This window comes from Halomonas sp. DP8Y7-3, assembly GCF_019801675.1.
Lineage (GTDB): Bacteria > Pseudomonadota > Gammaproteobacteria > Pseudomonadales > Halomonadaceae > Halomonas > Halomonas litopenaei_A.
Window position 1 is genome coordinate 39,635 of record NZ_JAHVIO010000020.1, and the last position, 12,393, is coordinate 52,027.

Sequence of the window (12,393 nt, forward strand, 5' to 3'; positions counted from 1 at the left end):
AACGCATCCCTTACAATTGTCGTCACTATCAGCCCCTTCTGACCGAGTGCCTGCATGATTGAACCTATTTTTGTGCTGACCGCCTTCTTGTCCGGCCTGGCCGCCATGGCCCTCAGACTACCACCCTTGGTCGGTTTTCTCGCCGGCGGCTTTCTTCTCAACGTGCTCGGCTACGATGAAACGCCTGTGCTCACGCTGGTGGCGCACCTGGGGGTAACCTTGATGCTGTTCACCATCGGGCTGAAACTCAACGTCAGGACCCTGCTGCGCCCAGACGTCTGGGGCGGCGCCAGCCTGCATATGCTGGCCTCAGTGGTACTTTTTGTTGTCATCTTGGGGCTCCTGAAGGGCATTGTCACCCTGGGCTGGCTGGCATCTCCCAACGGATTGCTGGCGGGCCTGGATCTGTCGACGCTGCTGGTGCTGGCCTTCGCCATGTCTTTCTCCAGCACGGTGTTCGTCGTCAAGGTGCTGGAGAAACGCAGTGAAACCCAGGCGGCTTACGGCCGCCTGGCCATCGGCATCCTGATCATGCAGGACCTGTTTGCGGTGATTTTTCTCACTGCGTCTACCGGCAAGTTGCCCAGTCCCTGGGCGCTTGGACTGTTCGCTCTGATTCCCCTTGCGCCGCTGCTGCGTAAATTGCTGGATCGTATGGGTCACGGCGAGATGCAGATGCTGTGCGGCGTCGTCATGGCGCTGGTACTGGGTTACGGCCTGTTCGAGGCGGTAGGCGTCAAGGGCGATCTGGGCGCGCTGATCATCGGCATGCTGCTGGCGCCCCACCCCGCCGCTCAGACGTTGTCGCGGTCCATGTTCAACATCAAGGAACTGCTGCTGGTCGGGTTCTTCCTGAGCATCGGTCTTACCGCCCTGCCTAGCTGGTCTCTGCTGGGGCTGGCGATGCTGCTGGTGGTACTGCTGCCGCTCAAGAGTCTGCTCTATCAACTCATACTGATGCGCTTTGGCATGCGCCACCGCACATCCGTACTGGCGACGCTGAGCCTCAGCAACTATTCGGAGTTTGGCTTGATCGTGGGCGCCATCGCAGTGTCCAGTGGCTGGCTTGCGCCAGAATGGCTGGTGGTGGTGTCCCTGGCGGTAGCACTGAGCTTCGTCGCTTCAGCCATCCTCAATGCCTTCAGCGAACGCCTCTACCAATGGCTCGAACCGCGCCTGCCCAAGGTCGATGAATCGGCGCTGTCACCCAGTGACAGGCCCATCGAAGTCGGAGATGCCGAGGCGGTGGTGTTGGGGATGGGTCGCATCGGTCGCAGCGTGTACCGGCGTCTGACAAAGGAATACGGGCTGAAGGTACTCGGGGTGGACTCCAACCCGAAAAGCGTGAAGACCCTGGCCGAAAAGGGCTTCAATATCGTCGAAGGCGACGCGGTAGACTCCGATTTCTGGGACAAGATGCTGATGTCTTCGCAGGTCGAGCTGGTCGTGCTGGCCATGCCCCATCATGCGGGTAACCTGTTCGCCCTGAAGCAGCTGAGAAGCCGCCACTTTCCCGGCAAGATCACTGCGGTGGTGGAATACCTGGAAGAGATCGATACCATCCGCGAGCTTGGCGCCCATGCGGTCTACCATGTCTACGACGAGGCGGGCCGTGCCCTGGCGGACAGTGCCGCCGAGGAAGCCGGTATCATCTCGCGTACCCAGCAGCTGGGCTAGCCGAGCCGAGGTGGCGTGGAGCGGGTGCACTGCGGCGGTAGTTGCCCCGCCTCCCCATGGCAAGGATACTCGTGTCTCTTACCTCCTCGACCGGCGTTGCGGAGCGGTACACGATCGATGACAAGGATGCATGGCGGTGGAAGATCTCTTTACCTGGCTGGGCGAAGCACTGGGCACCCTGATACGGGTGGTCGTCGACACCCTGGGAGGCTTTTTTACCGGCCTTGATGATGCGGCAGCAGGCTTCATCGATGGCTTGTCTCGCTCCCTCGGTATCGCTCCCTCGTTCTTCAGTCTGGCCTTGCTGGTGCTGGGTCTGTTCTTCCTGTGGCGAGCCCTACGGGCGATTCTCGCACGCTCAGCTGTCGCGGCGTTGCTGTGGGCCCTGCTTGGCCTGTTGACCCTGGGCATGCTGCTGCCGTAACCGCTGACACGGTTTAGATGTCGCCAACGCAAGACGCCGCCCACAGGGCGGCGTCTTTCTCGGCATCTTTCCGAGTCCGGGGTCAGGCCAGCGCCTTCTCCACGATCTCGTAGACATTGGGCGACAATGTCTCCTGACGAATCCGCTCGAGTTCAGCGCGCATCAGCCCCTGGCGCGCCTCGTCGAAGCGCTGCCAGCGCGTCAGCGGCGTGATGATGCGTGCCGCGATCTCCGGATTCAGGCGATTCAACTCGATCACCACCTCCGCCAGCAGACGGTATCCTTCCCCGTCCAGCCGATGGAAGTTGACCCGATTCTGCCCGGCAAAGGCGCCAATCAACGCTCGCACCTTGTTTGGGTTCTTGAGCGAAAAGGCCGGGTGCTCCATCAGGTAACGCACGCGATCCAGAGCGTCTGCCTGGGGGCGGGTCACCTGCAGGCTGAACCACTGATCCATCACCAGCGGATCATGGGACCACTTACGGCCAAAGGCCTTGAGGGCCGGGTCAGCAATGTCCGAACGACTGCTGTGCACCAGCAGGGTCAGTGCGTGGCGCACGTCGGTCATGTTGTGGTCGGCATCGAACTGAGCCTGGGCAAGCTCGATCGCGGCCTCGTCCTCGATGCTCATCAGGTAGGACAACGCCACGTTCTTGAGCGCCCGCTGCCCGATCTGCTCTGGCGTCGGGGCATAGGGAGCATCACTCTGGTTGGCGTGGTAGAGCGCCATCAGCTCGTCGCGAAGCTCCCGAGCCAATGACTGCTGCACGAACATCCGAGCGGCATGGATGGCATCCACATCCACCAGCGGCTGCTGCTCCGCGATGTAGGCCTCGCTCGGCAGCTGCAGCATCTCCGCCAATACCGCCTTGTCATCGTTGCCTTCTTCGATCAGCGCGCGGAAGGCGTCGACCAAGCGCCCGTCCATGACCTTCTCGACGCCATTGCGATGGGCCGCAATCAGGTCGTCCAGAGCCAGCAGGGTCAGACGCTGGCCAGCGTCCCAGCGATTAAAGCCATCGCTGTCATGAGCCATCAGGAACGCCAGGTCTTCCCGCGAGTAAGGGAACGACAGCTTCACCGGCGCTGAGAACCCACGCAGCAGGGAGGGCACCGGCGCTTCCTCGATGTCGGTGAAGATGAACTCCTGTTCGTCTTCACGCAGATGGATGACGGCGTCACGGCCCAGGGTTTCGCCGTCAAGCGTCATGCTCAGGTCTCTGCCGCTCTTGGTACCGACAAGACCCAGGCGCACCGGAATATGCAGCGCCTGCTTGTCGGGCTGCCCCGGGGTTGACGGGGTACGCTGACGCAGGATCAAGCGATAGCGGGAGTTGGCGTAATCGTACTCGCCAAAGGCATCGATTTCCGGAGTGCCCGCCTGGGAGTACCAGCGCATGAACTGCCCCAGATCCAGACCGGACACTTCCGCCATGCAGTCGACAAAGTCTTCGATCGTCACTGCCTGACCATCAAACCGGGAGAAGTACAGGTCTGACCCCTCGCGGAAGGTCTCCGGCCCGACCAGGTTAGACAGCATCCGCACAATCTCTGCCCCTTTCTCGTAGATGGTCAGGGTATAGAAGTTGCCGATCTCGATGTAGGACTCAGGACGCACCGGGTGAGCGGTGGGACCCGCATCTTCCGCAAACTGAGCGGTACGAAAGAAGGACACTTCTTCGATACGCTTGACCGGCGCAGAGTTCACGTCAGCCGAGAAACACTGGTCACGGAAGACGGTAAAGCCCTCTTTCAGCGACAGCTGAAACCAGTCGCGGCAGGTCACCCTGTTGCCCGACCAGTTATGGAAGTACTCGTGGGCCACGATACCCTCGACGCGCTGGAAAGCGGCGTCGGTAGCGGTCTTCGGATGGGTCAGCACCGCCGCGGAGTTGAAGATGTTGAGGCCCTTGTTCTCCATGGCGCCCATGTTGAAATCATTGACCGCGACAATCATGAACAGGTCCAGGTCATATTCGCGACCGTAGGCCTGCTCGTCCCACGCCATGGAGCGCTTCAACGACGCCATGGCGTGCTCGGTCTTGTCGAGGTTTTCTTCTTCCACCCAGATCTGCAGGGTGACGTCACGCCCGCTCATGGTGGTGAAGTGATTTTCCACCTTCTCGAGGTCGCCGGCGACCAGGGCAAACAGGTAGGCAGGCTTGGGATGCGGGTCTTCCCAGGTGACAAAATGACGCCCATCCGGCAGTTCGCCACGCTCAACGGGGTTGCCATTGGACAACAGCACCGGCTCACGCGTGACATCCCCCACCACGGTGGTGGAGAAGGTAGCCATCACATCGGGACGATCGGGATAGAAGGTGATCCGGCGAAAGCCCTCCGCCTCACACTGGGTGCAGAACATGCCCCCGGAGCGATAGAGGCCTGACAGTGCCGTGTTGTCCTCAGGAGCAATCTCGACGTCAGTCTCCAGCACGAAGGAGGCAGGCACCTTGGCGATGGACAGCCCCTTGTCGCTCAGCTCGTACTCGTCATTGGACAGCGGCCGCCCATCGATAGCGATGGACACCAGTGACAGCTGCTCCCCATCCAGCCACAGCGCTTCGCCGGCCTCGCGCTCAGGATGGCGCTCAAGATGCAGCCTGGCCTTGACGCGGGTCGCGCCAGGCGCCAGATCAAAGGACAACTCGGTGCGCGTGACACGGTAAGCCGGGGGAAGATAGTCGCTGAGATGAATCGGCTGGGGGTCGGACATCGGGGATGCTCCAATCAGAAAAGTCGTCGCCATTGTACGGGCATGGAGGGGCCAGGCTCAAAGCGCCGGCAGCGCATTGAGCGGTTCAGGACGAGGACGCGGGCTCGGGTCGCGTGAAGATCCAGATGGCGATACCGGCCAGCATCGTCACCAGGCCCAGCTTCAACCACCAGAGGGATACCGTGAACAGCAGCACGATCACCGACAGCGACAGCATCACCAGGGCCATCCACTTGGCATGACGAGGGATCGCACCCGACTCTTCCCACGCCACCACCGCGGGGCCGAAGCGCGGGTGTTCCCGTATCCAACGGGCGAAGCGTGGCGACCCCTTGGATGCCGCCCACACCGCCACCAGCAAGAAGCAGGTGCTGGGCATAAGGGGGACGAAGGCCCCGATGACGCCAAGGGCAAAGCTGATCCAGGCAAGCATTTGCCACGCCACACGGCGCGTGGTGGTTATCAAGGGTAAGCTCCGATGGTGCGGCAGAGGGTGCGATGGAAAAAGCGGTTGACCGCCCCGCGCACACGGCCGTTGATCGCTGAAACTCCCATTGAACCGCAACGGTCGAGCAGGGGCCAATTGCACGAGGCTATCGACATCTTAGAGCCTCTCGACATCTGAGCGGCTATCGACACCCGACAGGCTACCGATGCCCCGGATGCCGACCTCAGGCCGTCGCCCCTGCTCGCCATGGCGTTGCGCTCAATCTCGGAAGTTATCGAACTGCAGGGCGAGATCAGGCCCATCATCACCACGCAGCAGCGCCATGACGCTCTGCAGGTCATCCCGTTTCTTGCCAGTGACGCGCACCTTGTCGCCCTGAATCTGCGCCTGCACCTTGAGCTTGGAGTCCTTGATCCGCTTGACGATATCCTTGGCTTCCTTCTGCTCCAGGCCTTGCTTGAGCAAGACGTTCTGGCGAGCCTTCACCCCGGACAGCTCGGCATCCTGCACGTCCATGGTGCGCGGATCGATGCTACGAGCAATCAGCTTGTTGCGCAGAACGTCGAGCATCTGCTGGAGCTGGAAGTCCACCTCGGCATGCAGTGCAACGGTCTCGTCGGACAGCTCGAACCCGGCGTCGACGCCACGGAAATCGAAGCGCCCCTGGACCTCTCGGTTGGCCTGATCCACGGCGTTCTGTGCCTCGTGGCGATCAAATTCGGAAACAATATCGAAAGAGGGCATGCTCACTCCAAGGGGTAAAAGCGCTAGTCTACCACTGGAAGCGGTGCCTGCGAGGCACCTTGCGGACCAACCTCTTCAGCGTCGTGCTGAGGGTCCGTCGGATCCTGCGTCTGCTCTTGTGAAGAGACGCTCGCCGAGTCCGTCGCCGAGGCAGTCGCCGAGGCTCGAGGTGTCCTTTGTCTCACCACCTGTCCCCCTTCTGCTCCCCCCGCCTGAGTGGGGGCGCCTGTCGATTCGCCCAGCGTCAGGATCATTTTCCAGGCGGCGCAGCCATCCTCGTAGTACTCGTCCAGCCAGGCATCCAGGCGGAACCCGGCACGTCGATACAGCCCGAGAGCCACGCGGTTATCGGCACGCACCTCAAGGCTCATGCCCGAGCAGCCTGACGCCCGGGCCTGCTGCTGCAAGGCCAGCAGCAACGCCCGACCTACGCCATCACCGCGGGCCTCTGGCGCCACGCAAAGCGAGTAAAGCCGCGCTGTCTGACTGCCCTTGCGCAGCAACAGGGTGCCGTATCCGAGCAACCTCCCCTCGGGCGGAACCGCCCCATCAGCGTCGCCGGCCTCCGCCGGGACAGCAAGCAGGGTGATTGCCCTGGCGCGGGTCAGCAGATACCTGAGCTGACGACGATTGAAACGATCACCGCTGAAGCCACGACGTTCCAGCGACTCGAGAGCATCGAGATCGGCTGGGACCGCCGGGCGCAGGACAACAGACATCGAGAAAGACTTCCATGCAAGGCCACGAATTCCGTGTCGGCGACGACGGAGTATATCGCTCGATTCTGTCGCTCCCGAGGCCCGCTGTCAGCCGTCGATGAATGAATTTTTTTCACCCAGATAGCATATTGCTTTGCGGCTGGCTCAGGTGCATTCTTGCGCCACTCGACCAGACACTCCTCCTGCTCCCTCGCCGGCTGCCAGAACGATCGAGCCCCGCCCCTTCCCCCCTGCCCGAGGCCCCATGACGATGTGTGCACTGCGTATCGTGGTTGACCGCCAGCGCGACTGGCAGCCCTATCACCCCAGCGACGATGTGATCGATGCCGAGACCTATCTTGCATCGGCGGCAACGTCCGGCAGCGAACAGGTCATCAACCTGTGCGCGGATCTCGGCTACCTGGGGACTGGCTACTATGTCTCGTTGCTTGCTCAGGCGCGTGGAGCGAGGGTGATCCCCACGGTGGATACCCTCAACACGCTGCGTCGCAAGTCCACCACCGACATGCAGCTCGAAGGCCTGGCGCCGCTGCTGGAGGATCTGGGCAAGGTGGCAGCCAGCCAGCAGCTTGGCGACACGATCGACGTCACCATCTTTTTTGGCGAGTGTGATGCCGCCCCGCTGGCAAAGATCGCCAGGCGACTTTTCGAGCGCCTGCCCTGCCCGCTGCTGGAAGCGCGCCTGACACGTCAGGGCCACAGCTACCGGCTGGCACGCCTTCGCCCCCTGGCGCTATCGCGACTCAAGGAGCACGAGCAAGACACCTTTGCCCGCGCCCTGAATCGTCACTCACTGAAGGTCTGGCGCACCCCACGGGCCAGGCGTCGCTATCGTTTTGACCTGGCCATGCTGGTCAACCCGGAAGAGCGACTGCCACCCAGCAACAAGGGTGCGCTCAAGCGCTTCATTCGCGCCGGGCGCCGCCAGGGAATCAATGTATCGCTGATCACCCATCGCGACAGCGCACGCCTGGCGGAATTCGACGGGCTGTTCCTGCGCGAAACCACGTCGCTTGACCACCCGACCTGGCGCATGGCCCGGCGTGCAGAACATGAAGGGCTGGTGGTAATCGACGCACCTCAGGATATTCTGCGTTGCACCAACAAGGTCTACCTGCATGAGCTGCTGCGCACTCGCAATGTGCCAGCGCCCGAAGGGCTTTTGCTGCGCCGCTCCAGTGCTGAGCGGCTGATCGAACAGGCTCGCGAGCTCAGTTTTCCAAGGGTGCTGAAGGTTCCCGATGGCGCGTTCTCCAAGGGCGTGGTGAAGGTGGCGTCGGCGGAGGCCCTGGCCCGGGAGGCCAGCATTCTGTTCGAAAGCTCGGACCTGTTGCTGCTGCAGGAATGGCTTCCCACCGACTACGACTGGCGCATCGGCGTGCTCGATGGTCAGCCACTGTTTGCCAGTCGCTACTACATGGCCCGTGGACATTGGCAGATCTACGACCATTCCGGCCCGCGGACTCGCAGCGGCGGCTTCACCAGCCATCCGATCAGTGATGTGCCTGCGGCGGTACTGCGCACTGCCCTCAAGGCATGCCGACTGATCGGCAACGGCCTCTACGGCGTTGACCTCAAGCAAGTCGGCGAGCGAGTTCTGGTCATCGAGGTCAACGACAATCCCAATATTGATGCGGGTATCGAGGACAACGTGCTGGGGGACGCCCTCTACGATCGCCTGCTGGACGTGTTTGCCCGGCGTATGGAAGCTGGCAAGCAGGATCCGTGACCGTCACGATGGCGCCGTGATGGCCCAGCGTGACGGCCTTCGGGCTGACGCCAGCGAGCGACTCGGCTACCCTGCGCATTCACGACCAGAAAATCGGAGCCAGCATGAGCGATCAGCAACGCAACGAGCGCCACAAGAAGGCCATGGAAAAGCTCAAGAGCCACGTCGATGCCAAGGTCGCCGCGGCAGAGGAAGAGCGCGGACTGATGCTGGTTTTCACGGGCAATGGCAAAGGCAAGACGACGGCGGCCTGGGGCACGGTGACTCGCGCGCTGGGCTACGGCTATCGGGTGGGCGTCGTGCAGTTCATCAAGGGTCTTTGGGAGTGTGGCGAGCGCGAACGGCTTGAGCAGGATGCCAACCTCGAAGTGGCTATCATGGCGACAGGCTTTACCTGGGACACCCAGAACCGCGAGTCGGACACCCAGGCCTGTCAAGAGGTATGGCAACAGGCCAGTCGCATGCTGGCGGACCCTGAGGTCTATCTGGTCGTGCTCGACGAGATCACCTATATGCTCAAGTTTGGCTACCTGGATATCGACACGGTGCGCACCGCGATCGCCAACCGCCCGCCAGAACAGACCGTGATCATCACCGGGCGCAACGCCCATAGGGAGCTGGTGGCCATGGCCGATACCGTCACCGAGATGCAGGAAGTCAAGCACGGCTTTGCGGCAGGGCTCAAGGCACGCCGCGGGATCGACTTCTGATCCTGCTGCCGATCGTGTAGCCCTGCTGCCGACAGACCGACCGCATTCCCTGTCACGCAGCAAAACAATCGGCCCGGGAGCATGCTCCCGGGCCGATTGTCTCAAGCTACTACCTACCTCTAAAACGACGTGCCGCTGGAACCTGTGCGCCGCTGACACCAAGCGCCGCTGCAACGACGAGGACTGACGGCTCGGCGACGTCTTGTCGCCCCGCGCCCCTCGGCTCGCATCACTCTACCTGCAGCTGGTCGTTGGCGATCATCTGCTGCAGGAAGGTGGCGGAGTCCTGCCCTCCCATGGTGACGCCATTGAGCACGATGGTCTGATCGGCATCGTTGCCATTAGCGGCAATGCCTCCACTGCTCTTGACGTGCAGCACCGTGTTCCCATTGCCATCTTCCTGAGCAAAGAGATAGTCGTTGACGCTGGCGTCAGTGGCACCATCCAGCAGATCAGCCACTTCCAGACGGTCTGCTTCTGGGTCCACCCCGAAGCCACCCACCGTGAAGCCGCTGATGATGTCGACGGCCGGGGCGCCGTTGGTGCCGGCATCGCCCTGATTCCAGGCCAGGATATCGGCGCCGCTTCCCAGGTCGATGATGTCGTTACCCTTGCCGCCAGCCAACACGTCATCACCGTCACCACCCTGCAAGGTGTCGTTGCCCTTGCCACCGATCAGCGTATCGTTGCCGACACCGCCAATCAGCGTATCGGCTCCTGCACCTCCGATCAGCAGATCATCACCGTCTCCGCCGTCCAGGATGTTGGCCGCACCGTCATCGCGACCATCCCCAAGGTTGTCGATCTCGGCACGAATGTAGGCACGAATTTCCTCATCGCTGGGGGCCGATCCAGTCGCATCGGCAATGCGATCCGCCACACCGCTGCCGCCTGGGTTCTCCTGTGTCCAGGTCAGGTAGGCGTACAGGCCTGCATAACCCAGACCGTCGTGGTCGCCCGCGGTGAAGGTTTCGCCGGTGGCCGCGTTGACCCATTCGAGATGATCACTGTTCAAGGTGTCGGCGACCAGAATGTCGTCCCCACCGCCACCACTGAGGGTATCGGCACCGACCGGCAGCAGGCTGGCGGCGGCTTCCTGCAGCGCCGCATCAAGATCGCCACCGCTCAAGACGATCTGAGGCTGGCCCACCGGCGCATCAAAGGCATCATTCGTACCACCGCTCAGGTTGGTAGACGCTGTACCGACCGTATTGGTGTTATCAAAGAAGCGCAGCACATTGGAATTGATGCCCTCGCCGATCCCAATGGCGGCCACCTGGGCCACTGAGGCCAGCTCGCCAAACGCATTGACCGACTCGTTCATCACCGTCTGGCTAAAGGTGCTGCCGTTGCCGCCGAGGCCACCAGTGGAGCCGCGGTAGTAGGTCGGCACACCATCCGTCAGGAAGAAGCCGATATTGGTGAAGCCGTTGCCCTGGCTGGCAAACCAGTCCCGTGCCGCATCGAAGCCATCCTCATAGTTGGTCCCCCCTCCCGCGATCATGGCATTGATAAAGGCGATCGCTGCTGGCAGGTCTGCCGCGCTGAAGTTGGTGAAGGTGATGGTGTCGCCGTTGCCCACCGCGCTATCGAAGTCGACAATCTGAAGGTTGATGGTGCCCTCGTGGCCGCTGAGCTGGGTCACCAGGTTCTGCAGGGCCTCCTTGGCCAGCTGCATGCGCGACTTGCCGTTGACCCCAGAGCTGTTGCCCATACTGCCAGAGCTATCGACGATCAGGGTGATGTTGTAGTTGCCAGCGGGCTCATCGAGCGTGCCACCTGCATCGCCGATGATCACGTCGTCACCACCACCGCCCGTCAGGGTCTGCTCTCCGTTGCCGCCCACCAGCAGCTTGTCCTTGGCATCCCCATGCAAGGTCAGGCTAGCGGATAGCTCGTCGTCATCACCATCGCGACCAATCAGTCCAAGCTGGACGTCGAAGTCGTCGCTGGGGCCGCCCAGACGATAGGACGCATCCTCAAGCAGCAGGTCATCGTTGCTGGTGCTGCCGCTATCCGCCGCGGTGATTTCCACCGCTTCAAAGGGCCGGTCGCTCGCGGTTTCCAGCGTCACCTGCCAGCCGTCCTTCAACCCGGTCACGCGCAGGCCGTTGCCGTCAGCGGTCACGCTGACCTGGCTGGTCACATCCACCCCAATGGCGTTGAAGACCTTGATGTCGGCGGGCGTCACGGCAAGATAGCCGCTGGATCCGGTGCTGGGATCGCCACTGCCGGCGCTGCCATCGGGCGAGTAGAGCAATGCCGCAATGACCAGTGCCGTGGTGGCACCTTCGCCGCCTGCCACCTGCACCCGCTGGGAGAAGCTGACCATGCCTTGATGGTCGGTCCAGCTCGGGCCGCCAGTTCCCGCGACAAGGTCCTTCAGGGCATCGAAGCGCACGCTAGCACCCGTGGCGACGGCGATCTTGCCATCGTCGACGACCACGGCTCCGCTGCTGCTGGACACCAGCAGGTCGTTATCACTGGCATTATCCAGGTGATTCAGCGCGAGATAGCCACCCGTCACGCTCTCGCCGTCCTCGAGTTCGGCAGCGACATCGACGCCATTACTGACGTCACCGACCACATCGATGGTATAGCCATCTCCGGTCTGCGCCAGGGTCACGCTAAAGCCATCTTCAGCCCCATTCGCAGACTCGGCATAAAGTGTGGTGCCATCGGCACTGAGTCGATAGGTCAGCGGCTTGCCGTCGACTCGCAGAGCGTTGCCTGAGCTATCCGTCGCCGGCTGGCCGTCTAGACTGGCGTCGAACACCATCTCCTTGACCCCGTCTGCCCCTGCATTGGGTCCGAAGTCCAGGATGCCGCTTCCGTCCTCCAGCGCGTGCTCCGCCGGCGAGAACTGTTGTGGCACGTCATCCTTGATATCGATGGTCAGATTGGCCGGATCGCTGGCGTCGCCATCGGAGTCGGTCACCACCAGGCTGAACACGTCCTGGATGCCGTCGCTGCCGGTGCCCTGGCTGCTATGGTCGGTGGTGTTGTCGTCCAGGGTGTAGCTGTAGCTGTAGTCCCCATTCACCACGCTGACGACCAGGGTGCCGTAGGTACCCTGCACGGTGCCGCCATTGGTCACGTCCACGCCACTGATCACCACCGAGCCCACGCTGTCGGAGCCGGTATCGATGGCGATGGTGCCGCTGGTGGTCTCCAGGTCGGTGGCAGCCTGGCTGCCGCCGTCGTCCAGACCGGCTTCATCCACCTC

9 protein-coding genes are annotated in these 12,393 nt (G+C 62.3%); 4 read left to right on the forward strand and 5 right to left on the reverse strand.

What is annotated here, in order from left to right; genetic code table 11:
- Positions 1-54 precede the first annotated feature (54 nt).
- Both KUV86_RS19835 and KUV86_RS19840 read left to right on the forward strand, forming a co-directional pair.
- Positions 55-1,677, forward strand: coding sequence for a cation:proton antiporter family protein (locus tag KUV86_RS19835; RefSeq protein WP_222486389.1), 1,623 nt, complete (start codon positions 55-57; stop codon positions 1,675-1,677).
- Between the two features lie 136 nt (positions 1,678-1,813).
- The gene (locus tag KUV86_RS19840; RefSeq protein ID WP_224852176.1) at positions 1,814-2,101 is read left to right on the forward strand and encodes a hypothetical protein; all 288 of its coding nucleotides are present in this window, start codon (positions 1,814-1,816) and stop codon (positions 2,099-2,101) included.
- 82 nt (positions 2,102-2,183) lie between these two features.
- Here KUV86_RS19840 and pepN read toward each other — a convergent pair whose 3' ends face one another.
- From pepN to KUV86_RS19860, 4 genes are all read right to left on the reverse strand, one after another.
- Positions 2,184-4,817 carry an aminopeptidase N gene (gene pepN / locus KUV86_RS19845; RefSeq protein ID WP_222486391.1) on the reverse strand — a complete coding sequence of 878 codons (2,634 nt, stop codon included), beginning with the start codon at positions 4,815-4,817 and terminating at the stop codon, positions 2,184-2,186.
- Between the two features lie 85 nt (positions 4,818-4,902).
- Positions 4,903-5,283 carry a YbaN family protein gene (locus tag KUV86_RS19850; RefSeq protein WP_224852175.1) on the reverse strand — a complete coding sequence of 127 codons (381 nt, stop codon included), beginning with the start codon at positions 5,281-5,283 and terminating at the stop codon, positions 4,903-4,905.
- 240 nt (positions 5,284-5,523) lie between these two features.
- On the reverse strand, positions 5,524-6,009 hold the full coding sequence (locus KUV86_RS19855) for a YajQ family cyclic di-GMP-binding protein (RefSeq protein ID WP_206944859.1): 486 nt from the start codon (positions 6,007-6,009) through the stop codon (positions 5,524-5,526).
- 23 nt (positions 6,010-6,032) lie between these two features.
- Positions 6,033-6,728: a GNAT family N-acetyltransferase gene (locus KUV86_RS19860; RefSeq protein WP_222486393.1), complete on the reverse strand. Its 696-nt coding sequence runs from the start codon at positions 6,726-6,728 to the stop codon at positions 6,033-6,035.
- Between the two features lie 244 nt (positions 6,729-6,972).
- On the opposite strand from KUV86_RS19860, the gene KUV86_RS19865 reads away from it, so the two are divergent.
- Positions 6,973-8,457 (forward strand): RimK family protein, encoded by a 1,485-nt coding sequence (locus KUV86_RS19865; RefSeq protein WP_308126724.1) that lies wholly within the window; start codon positions 6,973-6,975, stop codon positions 8,455-8,457.
- Positions 8,458-8,561: 104 nt separating this feature from the next.
- Positions 8,562-9,167 carry a cob(I)yrinic acid a,c-diamide adenosyltransferase gene (cobO, locus tag KUV86_RS19870; protein ID WP_222164328.1) on the forward strand — a complete coding sequence of 202 codons (606 nt, stop codon included), beginning with the start codon at positions 8,562-8,564 and terminating at the stop codon, positions 9,165-9,167.
- Between the two features lie 229 nt (positions 9,168-9,396).
- Here cobO and KUV86_RS19875 read toward each other — a convergent pair.
- The coding region (locus tag KUV86_RS19875; protein WP_222486395.1) for a type I secretion C-terminal target domain-containing protein at positions 9,397-12,393 on the reverse strand (2,997 nt) is incomplete at its 5' end.